We start from the raw sequence: 20,911 nt of genomic DNA, 5'->3' as shown, positions 1-20,911 counted from the left end.
CAGTCACTCCATTGAATCCATTTAACCGCGAGCGGCGGCGATCTTGATCAGCTTGGCGTAGTAGAACCCGTCGTGGCCGCCTTCCTGGGCCAGCAACTGGCGACCATGGGGCTGCTTGATGCCGGCCGTCGTGGCGAGGTCCAGCTCACGGGCGCCCGGCGTGCGGGCGAGGAAGGCTTCGATGACTTCGGTGTTCTCGGTCGGCAGCGTGGAACAGGTGGCGTACAGCAGGATGCCGCCCACTTCCAGCGTGTTCCACATGGCGTCGAGCAGCTCGCCTTGCAGCAGCGCCAGCGCGGCAATGTCGTCGGGTTGGCGGGTCAGCTTGATGTCCGGGTGACGACGGATCACGCCGGTGGCCGAGCATGGCGCGTCCAGCAGGATGCGCTGGAACGGCTTGCCGTCCCACCATGCCTGAGTGTCACGGCCGTCGGCGGCAATCAGTTCGGCGCTCAGCTTCAGGCGTTCGAGGTTTTCCCGCACTCGCACCAGCCGCTTGGCTTCCAGGTCTACCGCTACAACGCCGGCCAGTTTTGGCTCGGCTTCGAGAATATGGCAGGTCTTGCCGCCCGGCGCGCAGCAGGCGTCGAGCACCCGTTGACCGGGGGCCAGGTCGAGCAGATCAGCGGCCAGTTGCGCGGCTTCGTCCTGCACGCTGATCCAGCCCTCGGCGAAACCCGGCAGGCTGCGCACATCGGCGGCGGCGTCGAGCACGATGCCGTCGCGGCTGAAGACACACGGCGTAGCGGCGATACCCGCGTCAGTCAGCAAACCGAGGTAGGCATCCCGGGTGTGGTGGCGACGGTTGACCCGCAAAATCATCGGCGGATGCGCGTTGTTGGCGGCGCAAATGGCTTCCCATTGCTCTGGCCAGAACGCCTTCAGGGACTTCTGCAGCCAGCGTGGGTGGGCGGTTCGCACCACTGGATCGCGTTCCAGTTCGGCGAAAATCGTTTCGCTTTCGCGCTGAGCGTTGCGTAACACGGCGTTGAGCAACGCCTTGGCCCAAGGCTTTTTCAGCTTGTCGGCGCAACCGACGGTTTCACCGATGGCGGCATGGGCCGGGACGCGGGTGTAGAGCAACTGATACAGGCCGACCAGCAGCAGCGCCTCGACATCGGCGTCGGCGGCCTTGAACGGCTTTTGCAGCAGCTTGGCCGCCAGCGCCGACAGGCGTGGCTGCCAGCGTGCGGTGCCGAACGCCAGGTCCTGGGTGAAGCCGCGATCTCGGTCCTCGACCTTGTCCATCTGCGTGGGCAGAGAACTGTTCAGGGAGGCTTTTCCGTTCAGGACAGCAGCGAGTGCCTTGGCGGCGGCCAGACGCGGATTCATTGAGCGTCCGCCGCTTGACCGAGGACAGTGCCGGTGGCGAATTTCTCGCGGCGGCTGTTGAACAGATCGCTGAAGTTCAGCGCCTTGCCACCGGGCAATTGCAGACGGGTCAGGCACAAGGCCTGCTCGCCGCACGCGATGATCAGACCGTCCTTGCTGGCACTTAGGATTTCACCCGGGGCGCCTTTGCCTTCGGCGAGGTTGGCGGCCAGCACTTTCAGTGCTTCGCCATTCAAGGTGCTGTGGGTGATCGGCCACGGGTTGAAGGCACGGACCAGACGCTCCAGCTCAACCGCCGGGCGACTCCAGTCGATGCGTGCTTCGTCCTTGTTCAATTTGTGCGCGTAGGTGGCCAGGCTGTCGTCCTGCACTTCGCCTGCCAGGGTTCCGGCGGCGAGTCCGGCAATCGCCTGGACCACGGCCGACGGTCCCATTTCGGCCAGACGATCGTGCAGGCTACCGCCCGTGTCTTCGGCGCTGATCGGCGTGGCGACCTTGAGCAGCATCGGCCCGGTGTCGAGGCCGGCCTCCATGCGCATCACGGTCACGCCGCTTTCCGCATCGCCGGCTTCCACGGCGCGCTGGATCGGCGCCGCACCGCGCCAGCGCGGCAGCAGCGAGGCGTGGCTGTTGATGCAACCCAGGCGCGGAATATCCAGCACTACTTGCGGCAGGATCAGCCCGTAGGCGACCACCACCATCAAGTCCGGCTTCAGTGCAGCCAGTTCAGCCTGAGCATCTTCGTTGCGCAGGGTCGGCGGTTGCAGCACCGGGATATTGTTTTCCAGCGCCAGCTGCTTGACCGGGCTTGGCATCAGTTTTTGCCCGCGACCAGCCGGACGATCCGGTTGGGTGTAGACCCCGACGATCTCGTAAGGGCTGCTCAGCAGGGCCTTGAGGTGTTCGGCGGCGAATTCCGGGGTGCCGGCAAAGACAATGCGCAGTGGCTCAGTCATGGGTGACGTCTCTTGAAAAGAAAAAGGCTTGCCGCAGCAAGCCTTTGAAGATGGGCATCAGGCGTTCTGGCGATGTAGCTTTTCCAGTTTCTTCTTGATGCGGTCGCGTTTGAGCGTGGACAGGTAATCGACGAACAATTTGCCATTGAGGTGGTCGCATTCGTGCTGGATGCACACGGCGAGCAAATCTTCGGCGATCAGTTCGTAAGGCTGGCCGTCGCGGTCCAGCGCCTTGACCTTGACCCGTTGCGGGCGATCGACGTTTTCGTAGAAGCCTGGCACCGACAGGCAGCCTTCCTGATACTGACCCATCTCGTCGGTCAGCGGTTCGAACTCGGGGTTGATGAACACTCGCGGTTCGGTGCGGTCTTCAGAGAGGTCCATCACGACGATACGTTTGTGCACGTTGACCTGGGTCGCGGCGAGGCCGATGCCAGGCGCTTCATACATTGTTTCAAACATGTCATCGACCAACTGACGCACTTCGTCGTCCACTACGGCCACTGGCTTGGCGATAGTGCGCAGACGCGGATCAGGGAATTCGAGGATGTTTAAAATGGCCATAAGCTTGATTAGTGCACGTGTGAAGTAAGGTCGGGTCGATGGCCTGGCGGGTCCGAAGAAATGCAGGCTACCGTTGTAAAACGTAGCTCCCTTCTGTTGACAAGCAAGTTTTGACAAGCAAGCCGGGAGCGAGCCACTGAGGGCTCTGGCGTTTCACGCGAACGTACATAATAAAGGGATTCACCGCATGAGGAAATCACTACTCGCCCTGCTACTCCTGGCCTCGGCCGGTTTGGCCCACGGGCAAGTGCCGCTCAGGGAAGATATTCCCACCATAAAGCTGTCGCCCCAGGTGCGCAGCAGCCCGGTGACCGAGACGATCCCCGGTATTGCGCTGAAATCGATCAACAGCTTTCTGCTGAGCAACCGCATCGTCGACAAGGCCGAGGATTTCGACAAGGCACCCTACATTGTCGCCGGCGATGCCGAGCGCGTGCTCAGCGGCGCCGGTGACCGCATCTTTGCCCGCGGCCATTTCGATCCGGCGCAACCGGTGTACGGCATCTTCCGCCAAGGCAAGGTCTACACCGATCCGCAGAGCAAGGAAATTCTGGGGATCAATGCCGACGACATCGGCGGCGGCGAGGTCGTGGCCATCGAAGGCGACGTCGCCACCCTGGCGTTGCAACGCACGACCCAGGAAGTCCGCATCGGCGACCGCCTGTTCAGCGGCGAAGAGCGCTCGATCAATTCGACCTTCATACCCAACGCGCCGGGCACCGAGATCAACGGCTTGATTATCGATGTGCCGCGCGGGGTCACGCAGATAGGCGCACTGGACGTGGTCACGCTGAACAAGGGGCAACGCGACGGCCTGGCCGAAGGCAATGTGCTTGCGGTGATGAAGACCGGCGAAACCGTGCGCGACCGGATCACTGGCCAGCCGTTGAAAACTCCCGATGAGCGCGCCGGTCTGCTGATGGTTTTCCGTACCTACGACAAACTCAGCTACGGGCTGGTGCTCAATGCATCGCGCTCGCTGGCGGTCATGGACAAGGTGCGAAATCCGTAAGTGTGCTTCACAAGTTACCAACAGAGTTATCCACAGCTTATTCCCGTTTGTACGGGTGCTCATAACGATCAAGGATGATCCATGTCGCTGTCTGCCGTTACACCGGTTTCCCCTGCGGAACTGGAAGCCCGCTTGCGTTTGCATCGACTGCCGGAACTCGGTCCCGCGCGTTTCAAGAAATTGCTCGAGGCCTTCGGTTCGGCATCCAAAGCTCTCAGTGCGCCCGCCAGTGCCTGGCGTGCACTGGGCCTGCCGCTGGCGTGTTCGCAGGCTCGCCGTTGCGCTGATATTCGCGATGGCGCGAGCCATGCAATGGCCTGGCTGGAGCGTCCGGGTCAGCATTTACTGATGTGGGACCAGCCGGACTACCCGGCACTGCTGGCACAAATCAGCGATGCACCACCGCTGTTGTTTGTCGCTGGCGATCCGGACATTCTGGAAAAACCACAGCTGGCGATGGTCGGCAGCCGTCGCGCGTCCCGGCCAGGGATGGACACCGCTGCCGCGTTTTCCCGCAGCCTGGCGGGTGCCGGTTTTGTCATTACCAGCGGCCTCGCCCTGGGCATTGATGCCGCCGCGCACCAGGCCGCGCTCGATGTCGGCGGGCAAACGGTCGGTGTGCTTGGTACGGGGCTTGAGAAGTTTTATCCACAGCGAAATAGACGCCTGGCGGACACCATGATTGCTTCGGGCAGTGCGGTGCTTTCGGAGTTTCCGCTGGATGCAGGCCCCAGCGCCAGCAACTTCCCTCGGCGCAACCGGATCATCAGTGGTTTGTCGCTCGGGGTGCTGGTGGTCGAAGCCAGTGTCGCCAGCGGTTCACTGATCACCGCGAGGCTGGCGGCGGAACAGGGACGCGAGGTGTTTGCGATGCCCGGGTCGATCCATCATCCCGGCGCCCGCGGCTGCCATCAATTGATCCGTGACGGTGCGGTGCTGGTGGAAACCATCGAACACATCCTCGAAGCCTTGCGAGGCTGGCAACGACTGTCGTTATCCACACAAACCTGCACCCCTGCAACGACTCACCCGCTGTTGAAGTTACTGCATGCCGCGCCTCACACCAGTGAAGCGCTGGCCGATGCAAGCGGCTGGGCCTTGCCGAAAGTGCTGGCGGCGTTGACGGAACTGGAAATGGACGGTCGCGCCGTTTGCGAAAGCGGGCGCTGGTTTGCACGGGTGAGCTAGGTTTTATAAACAAGATCGGTAAACTGCGCAGAGCCTTATTCTGGAGTGTTTTTCATGGTCAACAGTTGGCGTGTGCAACAAGCCGCGCAAGCAATTCGCGCCGGGGCGGTGATTGCCTACCCAACCGAAGCAGTCTGGGGCCTGGGTTGCGACCCGTGGGACGAGGAAGCGGTAGAGCGTCTGCTGCTGATCAAGGGCCGGTCCGTGGATAAGGGGCTGATTCTGGTCGCCGACAATATCCGTCAGTTCGATTTCCTCTTCGAAGACTTCCCCGAGTTGTGGATGGACCGCATGGCCAGTACCTGGCCGGGGCCGAACACCTGGCTGGTGCCGCACCAGAACCTGCTGCCGCAGTGGATTACCGGCGTGCATGAAACCGTGGCGCTGCGGGTCAGCGATCACCCTCTGGTGCGGGACTTGTGCGCGCTGGTCGGGCCGCTGGTGTCGACGTCGGCCAACCCGCAGGGACGTCCGGCGGCGCGTACGCGGATTCGCGTCGAGCAGTATTTCCGTGGCCAGGTGGATCTGGTGCTGGGTGGCAATCTGGGCGGGCGCAAGAACCCGAGCGTGATTCGCGATCTGGCGACCGGCAAGGTTGTGCGCCCGGATTGAGGCCGGGTTGACCTCATTCGCGAGCAAGCCCGCTCCCACACTGGATCTGTGTCGTTCACAAATCCAGTGTGGGAGCGGGCTTGCTCGCGAAGGGGCCCTACCAGTCAACTACCCATTCAGGGCAACAGAACAACCGAACCCGTCGTACGCCGCGCCGACAACTCGGTCTGCGCTTTCGCCGCGTCAGCCAGCGGATAACGCTGGCTGATGTCCACCGTCAGCTTGCCGCTGATGATCATCTCGAACAGTTCGTCGGCCATGCGTTGCAGGTTCTCGGCGTTGTTCGCATAAGTGCCCAGGGTTGGCCGGGTCACGTACAGCGAACCCTTGCCCGCGAGAATCCCCAGGTTCACGCCGTCCACTGCGCCGGACGCATTGCCGAAGCTCACCACCAGCCCCCGCGGCGCGGCGCAGTCGAGTGAAGTCAGCCAGGTGTCCTTGCCGACGCCGTCGTACACCACCGGGACTTTTTTGCCGTCGGTCAATTCCAGCACGCGTTGTGCGACGTTTTCATAGCTGTAGTCGATGGTCGCCCAGGCACCGTTGGCCTTGGCCAGTGCGGCTTTCTCTGCCGAGCTGACCGTACCGATCAGCTTCACGCCCAAGGCCCGGGCCCATTGGCAGGCCAGGGAACCGACCCCACCGGCCGCGGCATGGAACAGGATGGTTTCGCCACCCTTGAGTTCATAAGTCTGACGCAGCAGGTACTGCACAGTCAGGCCCTTGAGCATCACGCCGGCGGCCTGTTCGAAACTGATAGCGTCTGGCAGTTTCACCAGATTGGCCTCGGGCAAGACGTGAACATCACTGTAGGCGCCCAATGGGCCGCTGCCATAGGCCACGCGATCGCCGACCTTGAAGCGGGTCACGTCGCTGCCCACCGCTTCGACCACGCCCGCGCCTTCGGAGCCGACACCCGATGGCAGGGACGGCGGCGGATACAGACCGCTGCGGTAATAGGTGTCGATGAAGTTCAGACCGATCGCCTTGTTGGTCACGCGCACTTCCTTCGGACCTGGCGCGGCGGGCTGGTAGTCCACATATTCGAGCACTTCGGGGCCGCCATGGGCGCGGAACTGGATACGCTTTGCCATCTGAACTCTCCATAGGTCGTTTTACCAAGCTCCCTATCGGACTCCTAAGCTTGATCTTCGTCAACTGCGACGGGTCGACTTGCGATGGTATGCTACGGGCCCATTTGCGCAGGCTGAGCTCCAAGGGAGCACCGCGTAGTTTTGCCCGATTCAAGGTGATGACATGACGACCCGCACCGAGGCCGTAAAGGCCTACCTGCTCGACCTGCAAGACCGTATTTGCGCCGCTCTGGAAGCCGAAGACGGTGGCACGCAATTCGTCGAAGACGCCTGGACCAGGCCGGCCGGCGGTGGCGGTCGCACCCGCGTCATTGAAAACGGCGCGGTGATTGAAAAGGGCGGCGTCAACTTTTCCCACGTCTTCGGCAGCGGTCTTCCACCGTCTGCCAGCGCCCACCGGCCAGAGCTGGCGGGCCGTGGTTTTGAAGCCCTGGGCGTGTCGCTGGTGATTCACCCGCACAACCCGCATGTGCCGACTTCCCACGCCAATGTGCGTTTTTTCATCGCCGAAAAAGAAGGCGAAGAGCCGGTCTGGTGGTTCGGTGGCGGTTTCGACCTGACGCCTTACTACGGCAATGAAGAAGACTGCATCCACTGGCACCGCGTCGCCGAACAGGCCTGCGCGCCGTTCGGTCCTGACGTTTACCCACGTTTCAAGGCCTGGTGCGACAGCTACTTCCACATCAAGCATCGCCACGAGCCGCGCGGCATCGGCGGGCTGTTTTTCGACGACCTGAACGAGTGGGATTTCGACACCAGCTTTGCTTTCATGCGCGCCATCGGCGATGCGTACATCGACGCCTACCTGCCAATCGTGCAGCGCCGCAAGAACGATGCGTTCACCGCCCAGCAGCGTGAGTTCCAGGAATTCCGCCGTGGCCGCTACGTTGAATTCAACCTGGTCTATGACCGCGGCACGTTGTTCGGCCTGCAATCGGGTGGGCGTACCGAGTCGATCTTGATGTCGCTGCCGCCGCAAGTGCGCTGGGGTTACGACTGGAAGGCCGAGCCTGGCAGCGAAGAAGCTCGCCTGACCGAGTACTTCCTGCAAGACCGCGATTGGTTGGCCGAAGCCTGAACGAGGAATCCTGATGGACCGTTATGTCGTATTCGGTAACCCGATTGGCCACAGCAAGTCGCCGCTGATCCATCGCCTGTTTGCTGAGCAGACCGCGCAGAAGCTGGACTACAACACGTTACTGGCGCCACTCGACGACTTTTCCACCTGTGCCCGGACGTTTTTCCTCGAAGGACGCGGCGCCAATGTGACGGTACCGTTCAAGGAAGAGGCCTATCGACTGGCGAACAACCTGACCCCGCGGGCGCAGCGGGCGGGTGCGGTCAATACCCTGAGCAAGTTGGCCGATGGCAGTCTGCTGGGCGACAACACCGATGGTGCCGGGCTGGTGCGCGACCTGACGGTCAACGCCGGATTCAGCCTCAAGGGCAAACGCATCCTGCTGCTCGGTGCCGGCGGTGCGGTGCGCGGTGCTTTGGAGCCGTTGCTGGCCGAGCAACCTGCGTCGGTGATCATCGCCAACCGCACGGTGGACAAGGCCGAGCTGCTGGCGGAATTGTTCGGCGATCTGGGGCCGGTATCGGCCAGCGGTTACGACTGGTTGCAGGAGTCGGTGGACCTGATCATCAACGCGACGTCGGCGAGCCTGACCGGCGATGTGCCGCCGATTGCACCCAGCCTGATCGAACCGGGCAAAACGGTGTGCTACGACATGATGTACGGCAAGGAACCGACCTCGTTTTGCCGCTGGGCCAGCGAACACGGCGCGGCGGTGGCGATGGATGGTTTGGGAATGCTTGCCGAACAAGCGGCGGAAGCGTTCTTCCTGTGGCGTGGCGTGCGACCGGATACGGCGCCGGTGCTGGCGGAGTTGCGTCGGCAGCTGGCCCTATAACCTACTGTAGGAGCGAGCTTGCTCGCGAAAAACCCGAGGGCACCTTAGGCATCTGGTTTTGCGCGTTTTCGTTCACGACCTTCGTCGGAGCGCCGCCCGGAGCAAGCTCGCTCCTACAGGGGGCGGTGTTTCAATCCTCAAACCGGATCGGGCATTTCTCCGCCCCTTCGAGCTTCCTCAACTCTTCCACCACCTGCGGCCGTGCCCGGCGCAAGGTCAGGCTGCGATCTTGACGCAACAGGCGCCGCGCCTCCTGATGCAGCATTTCCACCCCTGAATAATCGATGAAGTTGATCTGCTGCGCCTCGATCACCACCCGCACGCCATGCATCCGTTGCAGACGCACTTGCAGGTAGTGGCTGGCACCGAAAAAGATCGAACCGCCCACCCGCAGAATATCCTCCTCGCCATCTCGTACATGCTGCACCCGGGGTTGCGATGTGCGTTTGAGGTAGAAAAAAAGCGAGGCCAATACGCCGGCGTAGATCGCCGTTTGCAACTCCAGCAGCAGCGTGGCGACGCAGGTCAGTGCCATGACCGCGAATTCAGCACGGCTGACCCGCAACAACGCGCGAATGCCGCGATGGTCCACCAGTCCCCAGGCGATCAACAGAATGCTGCCGGCCATGGCCGGAATCGGGATGTGCGCGATCAGGCTCGCACCGAAGATCGCAAACAGCGCCACCCACAATGCCGAAAAGATCCCGGCCAGTGGCGAACAGGCCCCCGCTTCATAGCTCAGGCCTGAGCGAGTGAAGGAGCCGGCCGACAGCGATCCGGAAAAAAACGCCCCGACGATATTCGACAAGCCCTGGGCACGAACTTCCTGATTCGCGTCGAGTAATTGCTGCGAACGTGCAGAAATCGAGCGGGCAATCGACAGGCTGGTGACCAGCCCGAGCATTCCGACCGCCACCGCGCTGGGCAGCAGGCGCAGGATCAGGTCGAGGTCCAGCGGCAACGGACTGAAGGGCGGCAATTGGCCGATGAATGCGTTGACCAGTTGCACGTGCCCGAACATCGATGGCCAGAGCCAGACCAGCAATCCGCCGAGAACCAGAGTGATCAGGAGCGTCGGCCAGCGTGGCAGCAGCAGTTTGAGGGTCACGCCCACCACCACCGTCGCCAGCCCCAGCGCCAGCGAAGGTCTGTCCATTTCGCCGAGATGGAGCAACAACGTGATGAAGCTATCCAGCGCGGTGGCTTGGCTGGGCAAGTCCAGCCCCAGCAGGTTAGGCAATTGACCGATGGCAATCACCACGGCAGCACCCAGGGTGAAGCCGAGTACCACCGAGTGCGAGACGAAATTCACCAGCGCGCCAAACCGCAGCAAACCCAGCAGCCACTGAAAGATGCCGGCAAGAAACGTCAGCAACAGGATCAACATGACGTAGTCCTGCGTGGCCGGAACGGCCAGAGGACTGACGCTGGCATACAGGACAATCGAGATGGCCGCCGTAGGACCGCAGATCAAATGCCACGACGAGCCCCAGAGGCAGGCGATCAGCACGGGGATGATTGCGGCATAGAGGCCGTATTCCGGTGGCAGGCCGGCAATCAGCGCGTAGGCAATGGATTGCGGCAACGCCAGAATCGCGCCGCTGAGGCCGACGATCAGGTCACGACCGACGCTGGCGCGGGTTTGCTTGGGCAGCCAACTGAGGAATGGAAAGAGTGAATGGCGGCTTGGCAGGGCCATGGGGCCTCTCGGTGAATAAACGGCGAAAATGTCAGGGTGGTGGGTCAGAACCAGTTGTGCAAGGGCGACCATCGAATCGCGGGCAAGCCCGCTCTCACAAGGATCTCCGAAAACCTGTGGGAGCGGGCTTTCCCGCGATGGCGTCCTTGAACGTTACAACTTGGCTTTCACCGCCGGCAACGCATCCTGCCCATCTACGGTCTTCACCCCATCGAGCCACTTGTCCAGTACCGCGGGGTTGGCCTTGATCCATGCCTTGGCTGCGTCGGTATTGCTGACTTTCTTGTTCACCACCTCGGCCATGATGCTGTTCTCCATGTCCTGGGTGAAACTCAGGTTGGTCAGCAGCTTGCCAACGTTCGGACAGGCCTGTGCATAACCTTTGCGGGTCAGGGTATGAACGCTGCCGGTGTCGCCGAAGTATTTCTCGCCGCCCTTGAGGTAATGCATTTTCAGCTGCACGTTCATCGGGTGTGGGGTCCAGCCGAGGAAGGTTACGAATTTCTGTTTTTTCACCGCGCGGGACACTTCTGCCAGCATTGCCTGCTCGCTGGACTCGACCAGTTTCCACTGGCCCATGTCGAAATCGTTTTTCTTGATGATCTCTTGCAGTGAGATGTTCGCCGGTGCGCCGGAACCGATGCCGTAGATCTTGCGGTCGAACTTGTCGGCGTATTTGTTCAGGTCGGCAAAGTCATGCACACCCGCGTCCCACACGTAGTCCGGGACGGCGAGGGTGAATTCGGTGCCGTCGAGGTTCTTCGCCAGTTGCGTGACATCGCCGCTGGCGACGAATTTGTCGTAGAAGCCCTGCTGCGCCGGCATCCAGTTACCCAGGAACACATCGACCTGGCCATCCTTGAGCCCGCCAAAGGTGATCGGCACCGCGAGGGTATCAACCTTGGCCTTGTAGCCCATGCCGTCCAGCAGAAACCCGGTGATGGCATTGGTCGCGGCAATGTCGCTCCAGCCCGGGTCGGCCATCTTCACCGTCTCGCAACTCTGATCGGCAAACGCCGATGCACTGCCTAGAGCCAGGAGCCCGATCGTCAGTACTGTGGATAACCTTTGCATGGACTTCCCCTTAACATTATTAGTTTTGGCAGGGTTGTGGATAACGTGCTTTACGCTCCAGATCGTCGAGGTCGATGTGGTTACGCATGTATTGCTGACTGGCGTCCACCAGCGGCTGATGATCCCAGCTCTTCAGCTTGCCGAGGGTCAGCGCCTCGGCCACGAAACGTCGACGCCGCTGGCTGGCGAGCACCTGCTGGTGAATCGCCGGGATGTTCCATTTGGTCCGCGCTTCGGCAAGAAAATCGTCGAATAGCTGGCGATGTTGCGGCGAATGGCTGAGTTCCTCCAGTTCGCGAGGGTCGTTGTGTACGTCGAAGAGTAGGCAAGGGTCGTCTTCGCTGTAGATGAATTTGTAGGCACCGCGGCGGATCATCATCAACGGGCTGATGGTGCCTTCGGCCATGTATTCGCCGAACACTTCGTCGTGACCGCCCTGCCCTTGCAGGTGCGGCACCAGCGAACGGCCATCCAGCGGCAAGCCAGGTTCCAGAGTGCCTCCGGCCAGTTCAACGAAGGTCGGCAACAGGTCGGCGGTCGAAACGCTGGCGCTGACTCGGCCGGCACCGAATTGCCCCGGTGCGCTGATCAGCAGCGGCACCCGTGCGGCCATTTCATACCAGTGCATTTTGTACCAGAGGCCACGTTCGCCGAGCATGTCGCCGTGGTCGCCGGAGAAGACGATGATGGTGTCGTCGATCAACCCAGTATCTTCGAGGGTTTGCAGGAGTTTGCCGACGTTACTGTCGATATAGCTGCACGCTCCGAAATAGGCGCGGCGGGCATCGCGGATCTTATCCACAGGCAATGGCTTGTCCCACAGGTCGTAAACCTTGAGCAAACGCTGGGAGTGTGGATCGAGTGAATGCTGATCCGGGGCTGTAGGCAGCGGGATGTCGGCATCGTCGTACAAATCCCAGAAGGCTTTGGGAATGGTGTACGGGTCGTGTGGGTGAGTCATCGAAACGGTCAGGCAGAACGGCTGGTCTCCATCTTCGCGGATATGATCGAACAGGTATTGCTGGGCCTTGAACACCACCTCTTCGTCGAAATCCAGCTGATTGGTGCGCACACACGGGCCGGCTTGCAGCACCGACGACATGTTGTGATACCAGGTCGGGCGCACGTCCGGTTCATCCCAGTTCACTGCCCAGCCGTAGTCGGCCGGGTAAATGTCACTGGTCAGGCGTTCTTCGTAGCCATGCAGCTGGTCTGGTCCACAGAAATGCATCTTGCCCGACAGGGCGGTGCGGTAGCCGAGGCGGCGCAAGTAATGGGCATAAGTCGGTACCTCGGCGGGGAAATCGGCGGCGTTGTCGTAGGCGCCGATCTTGCTCGGCAACTGGCCGCTGACCAGGGTAAATCGCGACGGCGCGCACAGGGGGCTGTTGCAATAAGCAGAATCGAACACCACGCCTTGTGCGGCGAGGCGGCTGAGATGGGGCAGCTTGATGGGCGACGGGCCGTAGAACGGCAACATTGGCGCGGCCATTTGATCGGCCATGATGAAAAGAATGTTCTTGCGCTTCATGTGATCGCGGCATTCCATAGTGGATGTTTATGCGAGAGTGCTGGCTTCGAGAATGAAACCCTCACGCTTTGCGGTAAAGCCCATACACGGCAATGACTAGGATAAGCACAGCTTATGTATGACGCCCTTGGTGACCTGTCACTGGATTTGCTTCGTGCCTTCGAAGCGGCGGCCCGTCAGCGCAGCTTCACCGCTGCGGCGGTTGAACTGGGTACGACGCAACCGGCCATCAGCCAGCAGATCAAGCGCCTGGAAGAACAATTGGCGACCCGCCTGTTCGACCGCATTTATCGTGGAATCGGACTGACCGAGGCCGGGCAGATTCTTTTCGAGCAGGTTCAGCTCGGATTGCAGAATATCGACGCAGGATTGAGCGCAATCAGCGCACAGCAACAGCATGAAGTGCTGCAAGTTGCCACGGATTTTGCCTTCGCAGCCTATTGGTTGATGCCGCGTCTGCACCGCTTTCACGCGGCCAATCCGCAGGTAGATGTCAGCCTGGTCACCAGTGAACGCAGTCATAACATGCTACGTACTGATATCGATGTGGCGGTGCTGTTTGGCGATGGCCGTTTCAAGCAGGGTGAAAGCCATTGGCTGTTCAGCGAGGAAGTGTTTCCGGTGTGCAGCCCGCAGTTGTTGAGCGAGCGGACCTTACCCTTGCCGGCCCAGGCATTGCTGGAGTTTCCGTTGCTGCACCTGCGTGGGGAACACAGCAGTAACTGGTTCGACTGGAGTGGTGTGTTCCGCGAGCTGGGCATCACCTCGCCCCCGGCGCCCGGACAGTTGCGCTTCGACAACTACACCCTGCTGATTCAGGCCGCGATTGGCGGTCAGGGCGTGGCCATTGGTTGGCGGCACCTTGTGGATAACTTGCTCGCGCAAGGGTTGTTGTGTCGGCCGATCGGCGAAACGGTGATGTCGAGGCTGGGTTACTACGTGGTTCTGCCCCAGCGCAAACGGCGTGGAGCTTTGATCCAGCAGTTTGTGGATTGGTTGATGGCCGAGCAGGCCAGTAGTGCGGAGTCGTTGTCGGGGTTGTCATTGCCTTCGATTGCGGTGTGAAACGTGAAACGATCACAACTTGTGCCGCGTGATCTGCTCGACCGGATATAGGGGATTTCAAATGCAACACATAACGGGCTACCACGCCCATGTCTATTTCGACGCCAGCACCATCGATCAGGCGCGAGCCTTGTGTGAACAGGCGGCGCAATTGTTTCCACTGAAAATGGGCCGCGTGCACGAGCGTCCGGTCGGTCCGCACCCGGACTGGAGCTGCCAGTTGGCGTTCGAACCGCAGGTTCTGGGCGACGTGCTGCCGTGGCTGGCGCTGAACCGCAAGGGTCTGGTGGTGTTCCTGCACCCGGACACCGGCGACGATCTGCTCGACCACACCGAGCACGCGATCTGGATGGGCGCGATTCGGCCGTTGGATCTGTCTATTTTTTGATCAGAGTGTTTCTTCAGCCTCGCCGGGCAAGTGTTCGTCCAGGTGCAGCCACGGCAAGCGGCTGTCGGTCCAGATGTGCCGCTCGGCCGGTGCTTGCTCGGGATGGTCGAGGGTGGCGATGGTCAGGTCGATGGTTTCCGGGCTCAGGTGCGTCACCACCGCCAGTTGCGCTCCACAGTGGCCGCAGAAGTATCGCGCGCAGGTGGATGAGGAGTCGTACCGCGACGGTGTCCCGGCCAACCATTGAAAGGCGGATGCCGGCACGGTGATCCAGGTGGTCACGATGCCGCCGCTGACCCGTCGGCAAATCGAGCAATGGCAGTGGACGATATCGTGCAGCGGCCCGCTGAATTGATAGCGCAGTTGCCCACAGTGGCAGCCGCCGGTGTGAGTTTTGTTCATGGCATTCCTCCTGATGCGTCATTACTGACGCCTTCGCGAGCAAGCCCGCTCCCACATCAGCTTTGTGTACGACACAGAACCAGTGTGGGAGCGGGCTTGCTCGCGAAGGCTGTAACCCGGTTCACCTCCCAGCCCCGGTCCGACGACCGGTCGTGCATCCGGTCAAAGCTTTCATCACCGAAAGCTGGCTGAAAGCTTCCCCGATTAGGATCGCCCCCACTACCGGCAACAGACCGGTTGGCCAATGCCAGCGTGTTATCGCTCGCACAGCCCATTTAACAACAACAATGGTGATTCTGATGTCCTCTTCTACCCGCCGCTTCGCTGCAACTCCACCCGTACGCCTCGTGCTTTCCGTTCTGCGCTGATCACGCCCGATCCGCCCATTCCCTAGCCGCGCTACGCCTGGAGTATTCCCATGCTGACTTTCCTTGGCTTCGCCATGGTCATCACGTTCATGTTCCTGATCATGACCAAGCGCCTGTCCGCGCTGATCGCCCTGATCATCATCCCGATCATTTTCGCGCTGTTTGGCGGTTTTTCGCCGAAGATTGGCCCGATGATGCTCGAAGGCATCACCAAGCTTGCGCCAACCGGCGTGATGCTGATGTTCGCTATTTTGTACTTCGCCCTGATGATCGACTCCGGCCTGTTCGACCCGGCCGTGCGCAAGATCCTCAAACTGGTCAAGGGCGACCCGCTGAAAGTTTCGGTCGGTACCGCCGTACTGGCGCTCGTCGTTTCCCTCGATGGTGACGGCGCGACCACTTACATGATCTGCGTGGCCGCGATGCTGCCGCTCTACAGCCGTATCGGCATGAGCCCGCGGATCATGGCCGGCCTGATCATCCTAGCCGGTGGCGTGATGAACATGACCCCATGGGGTGGCCCGACAGCTCGCGCTGCCAGTGCGTTGCATGTGGATCCGTCCGACATCTTCGTACCGATGATTCCTGCGATGCTGGCCGGTGTGGTGGCGATCCTGGTCATTGCCTACTTCTACGGCAAGCGTGAACGTGCGCGTCTGGGTGAACTGCACCTGGTGGGCGATGAAATCGACCACAGCGAAATCAGCGTTTCGCAGTTCCCGGATGCCCGTCGTCCGAATCTGATCTGGTTCAACGGCGCCCTGACCCTGGCCCTGATGGGCACCCTGATCGCCGGCCTGCTGCCGTTGCCGGTGCTGTTCATGGTGGCGTTCAGTATTGCCATGATCGTCAACTATCCTTGCCTGCAGCAGCAGAAGGATCGCGTCGCGGCTCACGCCGGTAGCGTGCTGGCGGTAGTCGGGCTGATCTTTGCGGCCGGTATCTTCACCGGTATCCTGACCGGCACCGGGATGGTCGACGCCATGTCGAAAAGCCTGCTGGCGGTGATTCCGGACTTTCTCGGCCCGTACCTGGCGGTGATCACGGCGCTGGTCAGCATGCCGTTCACCTTCTTCATGTCGAACGATGCATTTTATTACGGCGTGTTACCGGTTCTTGCCGAGGCCGCCAGCCATTACGGTATAACCGCGGTGGAAATGGCACGTGCCTCGATCGTCGGTCAGCCCGTCCACCTGTTGAGCCCGCTGGTTCCATCGACTTATTTGTTGGTGGCCCTGGCCGGCATCGATTTCGGTGACCACCAGCGCTTCACCCTGAAGTGGGCAGTGCTGGTTTGTATCTGCATACTGATTGCTGCACTGCTGTTGGGGACTTTCCCGATGTTCAGCACTCTATAAGCCCAAGACTCACCACTTCGGGTCCAGGCTTCGCTGTTTGAAGCCTGGGCCCTTTGTGGTTTAACAATCGCTCAAAGGAATACACATGGAATGGCTGACCAACCCTGAAATCTGGGTTGCCTTCTTCACCCTGACCGCCCTGGAAATCGTCCTGGGCATCGATAACATCATCATGATTTCGATCCTGGTCAGCCGCATGCCCAAGCATATGCAGGCGCGCACCCGGATTTTCGGCCTGGCGCTGGCCATGGTCACGCGAATCCTGCTGCTGCTGTCGATCACCTGGGTCATGCGCCTCACGGCGGACCTGTTCGTGGTATTCGGCCAGGGTATTTCCGGACGCGACCTGATTCTGTTCTTCGGTGGTCTGTTCCTGCTGTGGAAGAGTTCGCAAGAGATGTACCACGCGCTGGAAGGTGAAGACGAAACCAGCGACGAGCCAAGCGGCAAGGGCGGCAACTTCCTCTACACCATCATCCAGATCGCGATCATCGACATCGTGTTCTCGCTGGACTCGGTGATCACCGCGGTCGGCATGGTCTCCCACGTACCGGTCATGGTCGCGGCGATCATCGTGGCGGTGCTGGTGATGATGTGGGCATCTGGCACCATCAGCGAGTTCATCGACAAGCACCCGTCGCTGAAGATGCTGGCGCTGTCGTTCCTGTTGATCGTCGGTACTGTGCTGATTGCCGAATCCTTCGACGTGCATATCCCTAAAGGCTACGTCTACTTCGCCATGGCGTTCTCGCTGGCAGTGGAAGCGATCAACATCAAGATGCGCACCGCGATTGCGAAAAAGAAAAAGCAGCAGGATCCGGTGAAACTGCGCAAGGACATTCCGGGTCAGTAACCCTGTAGGAGCGAGCTTGCTCGCGATGGACTCGAGCGCTCCGCGTTAACCTCGTAAACACGCGTTTTCGTTAACGACCATCGCGAGCAAGCTCGCTCCTACATAAAATCGGGGCCATCGGGCCCCTTTTTCATGCCTGCGTGAACGGGATTTCATGACGGTTTTGTTTCAATCCCTTCTTTGGCTATGCGATGCTGGCGCGCAGACCGTTAGCCAACTACAGCTTAAGTACAGAACGAAGAACGTAGAACGTCGCGCGGTACCGTCAACTTGCTCCTTTGGGGCGCTACACCACAGGGGGTCATTATGCTCACCCTGCTCAATTTGCTTTCTGCCGTGGCCCTGCTGATCTGGGGCACGCACATCGTCCGAACCGGCATTCTGCGGGTCTACGGCACCAATCTGCGCCATGTCATTGGCCAGAACGTGTCCAAACGCTGGTTGGCTTTCGTCTCCGGGATCGTCGTGACAGCGATGGTCCAGAGCAGCAACGCCACTGCCATGCTCGTCACTTCCTTTGTCGGCCAGGGCCTGATGGCGCTGACCCCGGCGCTGGCCACCATGCTTGGCGCGGACGTCGGTACGGCGCTGATGGCGCGGGTGCTGACGTTCGATCTGTCGTGGCTGTCGCCGTTGCTGATTTTTGTCGGGGTGATTTTCTTTCTGTCGCGCAAGCAGACCCGACTCGGGCAGTTGGGCCGTGTCGCCATTGGCTTGGGGTTGATCATTCTGGCGCTGCAACTGATTGTCGAAGCGGCGCATCCGATTACCCATGCCAAAGGGGTGAAGGTGATTTTCGCCTCGCTCACCGGCGACATCCTGCTCGACGCCCTGGTCGGTGCGCTGTTCGCGATGATTTCCTATTCCAGTCTGGCCGCTGTACTGCTGACCGCGACCCTGGCGGGTGCCAACGTGATCAGTCTGCCGGTGGCCATCGGACTGGTGATCGGCGCCAATATCGGCAGCGGCGTACTCGCCTTTCTCAGCACCAGCATGCAGAACGCCGCCGGGCGCCAAGTGGCGCTGGGCAGCTTGCTGTACAAACTGATTGGTCTTTTATTGATCATACCGGTGCTCGATCCGCTGGTGCACTGGCTCGATGGCTTCGATTTCAGCCCCCAGGAAATGGTCATTGGCTTTCACCTGCTCTACAACACCGCGCGCTGCCTGATCCTGCTGCCCAGCATCGAGCCGATGGCCAGGTTTTGTGCCTGGGTGCTGCCGGAGCGCCCGCAGGCCAACGGCACGGCCAAGCCCCGGCATCTTGACCCCACTGCGTTGGTTACGCCCGGTTTGGCGCTGGCCAACGCGGCCCGGGAAACCCTGCGCATGGGCGACCTGATCGACAGCATGCTCGAAGCCATGCTCGACGTGTTGCGCGGCAAGCAAACCGCCGTCACCCAGGAAATTCGCCGCCTGACCGACGATGTGGAAGCGCTCTACAGCGCGATCAAGTTGTATCTGGCGCAAATGCCCCGGGAAGATCTCAGCGATCAGGACAGCCGGCGCTGGGCGGAAATCATCGAACTGGCGATCAACCTGAAACTCGCCAGCGACTTGATCGAACGCATGCTGCGCAAGATTCAGCAGCAGAAAACCTCGCAGCGCCGGTCGTTTTCCGAAGTCGGGCTGGACGAGTTGACCGGGCTGCATACTCAGCTGATTTCCAGCCTGCGGCTCGGGATGTCGGTGTTTCTCAGTGGCGACCCGGAAAGTGCCCGTCAACTGGTGCGTGAAAAACGTCGGTTTCGTGCACAGGAACGGCGTCTGGCCCATGCCCATGTCAGCCGCTTGCAACGTAAAATCGTGCAAAGTATCGAAACCAGTTCGTTGCACCTGGAGCTGATCGCCGACATGAAGCGCCTGAATTCGCTGTTTTGCAGCAGTGCCTACGTGGTGCTGGAAACATCGGACACCGGCGCGCTGGTGGTCGACGATTTGAGCGACATCACTCATTCACCCTGAACGTCCACAGTTGCCTGAAGTCTGTTGAACTTACGCTGGCCGTATGGAACCCGTTATGCGTTGTCTGTTGCTCGCCTGCCTGTTGCTTGGTTCATTCCCGTCATTCGCCCTGGATCGCTTCCAGGTCGAGGGCTACACCCTGCGCAACGGTTTGCAGTTGCTGCTCAAGCCCGGCACCGACCATGGGCATGTGGCAATCCGGCTGGTGGTCGGTGTTGGCCTGGACGATTTCAACTGCGAAGAAAAGGAGTTGCCGCATTTGCTGGAACACCTGCTGTTCAGCGGCATCGACGCCAGCGGCGAAGGTGGCCTGGAAGAGCGCATGCAGGCCTTGGGTGGTGAGTGGAACGCCTACACCAGTAACGCCGATACGACTTTCGTCATCGAGGCGCCGGCGAAAAACCAGCGCAAGGTGCTCGACCTGCTGCTGGCGCTACTGACCCAGACCCGCTTCGACGACTACGCCATCAACGCTGCCAAGCAAGTGGTCGAGCGTGAAGACGGCGGCCACTACTCGCACCTGCAACGCTGGCTCGATCGTCAGGACCTGGGCCACACCGCCAGCAACCAGCTGGCCGTGGAACTGGGCCTCAAATGCCCGGAGCGTGCACAAGTCGATGACCTGACCCGTGAGCAACTGGAGCAGGTGCGCAAGGACTGGTATGCGCCGAACAACATGACCCTGATCGTGGTCGGCGACCTCGACAAGTTGCTGCCGGCCTATCTGGAGCGGGCGTATGGCGGGCTGGAAGCGATTACCCCCGGCGAGCATCCGCCGCTGCCGCAAATCCAGGTCAGCGCCGCCCACGAGCGCACCCTGCCCCACGGTTTGGTCGGCAACGGCGCCAAATTGCACTGGCTGGTGCCGGAGCCAGTGCTGGAAGATGGACACGACGAAACCTTCGATTTGCTCAAGGATTATCTGGATTGGGCGCTCTATCGCCAGCTGCGCCTGGCTCACGGTTTGTCCTACGGCCCGTGGGCGGAACGCGAGGTGTTCGGCGGCGTGGGTTTCATGAGCCTCAATGCCGATCTTGAGCGCGACGACGTAGCCGCTGCCGAACACGTGCTCGATGACTTGAAGGCCGAACTGCTCAAGGACGGCCTCAATGCCGACACCTTCAACCGCCTCAAACAGGCCGCGATTGCCCGTCAGACCTGGGCCGTACAAGGCAACAGTGCGTTGGCCGACTACTACTGGAGCGCCATCGGCGACTACCAGGACGGCCGTTTCGCCAACCCGGCCCGGGAGCTGGAAGGGGTGACGCTGGAAGAGGCGAACAAGGCCGTGCGTGAATTGCTCCTGCAACCGGGGTATTTGCGGATCGAGAAGCCTTTGTTCAGTTATGACCAGTTGATGTGGTTGGTGGTCGGGGTGTTGGGGTTGCTGGTGTTGAGTGTGGTGGGCTGGCGTTTGCATCGCAGGAAGTAACCACTCTGTTTGGCAGGAAAACTCCTTGTGGGAAACACAATCCCCCTGTGGGAGCGAGCTTGCTCCGGGCGGCGTTCCGACGATGAGGCCATGTCATTCAACATT

At 60.8% G+C, this 20,911-nt stretch carries 19 protein-coding genes; 11 read left to right on the top strand and 8 right to left on the bottom strand.

All coding sequences use genetic code 11. From position 1 onward, the window contains the following. Positions 1-21: 21 nt before the first annotated feature. The 3 genes from rsmB to def are packed head-to-tail and all read right to left on the bottom strand — an operon-like array spanning position 22 to position 2,852. Positions 22-1,332, bottom strand: a complete 1,311-nt coding sequence (gene rsmB, locus PMI29_RS05680; RefSeq protein ID WP_008002297.1) for a 16S rRNA (cytosine(967)-C(5))-methyltransferase RsmB — start codon at positions 1,330-1,332, stop codon at positions 22-24. Then, positions 1,329-2,288: a methionyl-tRNA formyltransferase gene (fmt, locus tag PMI29_RS05685; RefSeq protein ID WP_008002296.1), complete on the bottom strand. Its 960-nt coding sequence runs from the start codon at positions 2,286-2,288 to the stop codon at positions 1,329-1,331. Before fmt ends, rsmB begins: the two co-directional genes overlap by 4 nt. Before the next feature lie 57 nt (positions 2,289-2,345). Beyond that, the gene (gene def / locus PMI29_RS05690) at positions 2,346-2,852 is read right to left on the bottom strand and encodes a peptide deformylase (protein WP_008002295.1); all 507 of its coding nucleotides are present in this window, start codon (positions 2,850-2,852) and stop codon (positions 2,346-2,348) included. Positions 2,853-3,039: 187 nt separating this feature from the next. Between def and PMI29_RS05695 the strand changes: the two genes are divergently transcribed. From PMI29_RS05695 to PMI29_RS05705, 3 genes are all read left to right on the top strand, one after another. After that, positions 3,040-3,864 (top strand): hypothetical protein, encoded by an 825-nt coding sequence (locus tag PMI29_RS05695; RefSeq protein WP_008002294.1) that lies wholly within the window; start codon positions 3,040-3,042, stop codon positions 3,862-3,864. 81 nt (positions 3,865-3,945) lie between these two features. Next, a complete protein-coding gene (gene dprA, locus PMI29_RS05700) occupies positions 3,946-5,052 on the top strand; it encodes a DNA-processing protein DprA (protein ID WP_008002293.1) in 1,107 nt (368 codons plus the stop codon). A gap of 54 nt (positions 5,053-5,106) precedes the next feature. After that, entirely contained in the window at positions 5,107-5,664 is a 558-nt protein-coding gene (locus PMI29_RS05705; RefSeq protein WP_007985104.1) for an L-threonylcarbamoyladenylate synthase, read from the top strand. Between the two features lie 116 nt (positions 5,665-5,780). On the opposite strand, the gene PMI29_RS05710 is transcribed toward PMI29_RS05705, so the two are convergent. Further along, positions 5,781-6,758 carry an NADPH:quinone reductase gene (locus PMI29_RS05710; RefSeq protein ID WP_008002292.1) on the bottom strand — a complete coding sequence of 326 codons (978 nt, stop codon included), beginning with the start codon at positions 6,756-6,758 and terminating at the stop codon, positions 5,781-5,783. Positions 6,759-6,921: 163 nt separating this feature from the next. On the opposite strand from PMI29_RS05710, the gene hemF reads away from it, so the two are divergent. Together hemF and aroE are read left to right on the top strand one after the other, a co-directional pair. Beyond that, positions 6,922-7,836, top strand: coding sequence for an oxygen-dependent coproporphyrinogen oxidase (gene hemF, locus PMI29_RS05715; protein ID WP_008002291.1), 915 nt, complete (start codon positions 6,922-6,924; stop codon positions 7,834-7,836). A 13-nt stretch (positions 7,837-7,849) separates the two neighbouring features. Then, a complete protein-coding gene (gene aroE / locus PMI29_RS05720) occupies positions 7,850-8,671 on the top strand; it encodes a shikimate dehydrogenase (protein ID WP_008002290.1) in 822 nt (273 codons plus the stop codon). Between the two features lie 130 nt (positions 8,672-8,801). Here the strand turns inward: aroE and PMI29_RS05725 are convergent, their stop codons facing one another. The 3 genes from PMI29_RS05725 to betC all read right to left on the bottom strand — a co-directional run bounded on the left by PMI29_RS05725 (position 8,802) and on the right by betC (position 12,975). Then, positions 8,802-10,370, bottom strand: coding sequence for a SulP family inorganic anion transporter (locus tag PMI29_RS05725; RefSeq protein WP_008002289.1), 1,569 nt, complete (start codon positions 10,368-10,370; stop codon positions 8,802-8,804). A 153-nt stretch (positions 10,371-10,523) separates the two neighbouring features. Beyond that, a complete protein-coding gene (gene choX / locus PMI29_RS05730) occupies positions 10,524-11,444 on the bottom strand; it encodes a choline ABC transporter substrate-binding protein (RefSeq protein WP_008002287.1) in 921 nt (306 codons plus the stop codon). Between the two features lie 19 nt (positions 11,445-11,463). Next, entirely contained in the window at positions 11,464-12,975 is a 1,512-nt protein-coding gene (gene betC / locus PMI29_RS05735; RefSeq protein ID WP_008002285.1) for a choline-sulfatase, read from the bottom strand. Between the two features lie 114 nt (positions 12,976-13,089). Here betC and PMI29_RS05740 point away from each other — a divergent pair, with 114 nt between their 5' ends. Continuing rightward, a complete protein-coding gene (locus PMI29_RS05740; RefSeq protein ID WP_008002282.1) occupies positions 13,090-14,040 on the top strand; it encodes a choline sulfate utilization transcriptional regulator in 951 nt (316 codons plus the stop codon). Between the two features lie 61 nt (positions 14,041-14,101). Next, positions 14,102-14,428, top strand: coding sequence for a DOPA 4,5-dioxygenase family protein (locus PMI29_RS05745; protein WP_008002280.1), 327 nt, complete (start codon positions 14,102-14,104; stop codon positions 14,426-14,428). Here the strand turns inward: PMI29_RS05745 and PMI29_RS05750 are convergent, their stop codons facing one another. After that, positions 14,429-14,830 carry a GFA family protein gene (locus PMI29_RS05750; protein ID WP_008002278.1) on the bottom strand — a complete coding sequence of 134 codons (402 nt, stop codon included), beginning with the start codon at positions 14,828-14,830 and terminating at the stop codon, positions 14,429-14,431. 418 nt (positions 14,831-15,248) lie between these two features. Between PMI29_RS05750 and PMI29_RS05755 the strand changes: the two genes are divergently transcribed. The 4 genes from PMI29_RS05755 (at position 15,249) to PMI29_RS05770 (ending at position 20,806) form a co-directional block, all read left to right on the top strand. Then, positions 15,249-16,556 carry a CitMHS family transporter gene (locus tag PMI29_RS05755; RefSeq protein WP_008002275.1) on the top strand — a complete coding sequence of 436 codons (1,308 nt, stop codon included), beginning with the start codon at positions 15,249-15,251 and terminating at the stop codon, positions 16,554-16,556. An 85-nt stretch (positions 16,557-16,641) separates the two neighbouring features. Continuing rightward, positions 16,642-17,409, top strand: coding sequence for a TerC family protein (locus tag PMI29_RS05760; protein ID WP_008002272.1), 768 nt, complete (start codon positions 16,642-16,644; stop codon positions 17,407-17,409). Positions 17,410-17,715: 306 nt separating this feature from the next. Next, a complete protein-coding gene (locus PMI29_RS05765) occupies positions 17,716-19,374 on the top strand; it encodes a Na/Pi cotransporter family protein (RefSeq protein ID WP_008002270.1) in 1,659 nt (552 codons plus the stop codon). A gap of 55 nt (positions 19,375-19,429) precedes the next feature. Then, positions 19,430-20,806: a M16 family metallopeptidase gene (locus PMI29_RS05770; protein ID WP_008002268.1), complete on the top strand. Its 1,377-nt coding sequence runs from the start codon at positions 19,430-19,432 to the stop codon at positions 20,804-20,806. The last annotated feature ends 105 nt before the right edge of the window (positions 20,807-20,911 follow it).

Origin of the sequence: Pseudomonas sp. GM49 (genome assembly GCF_000282355.1) — a bacterium.
In the GTDB taxonomy this organism is placed as follows: domain Bacteria; phylum Pseudomonadota; class Gammaproteobacteria; order Pseudomonadales; family Pseudomonadaceae; genus Aquipseudomonas.
This window is presented reverse-complemented; position numbering and strand designations above follow the sequence as displayed.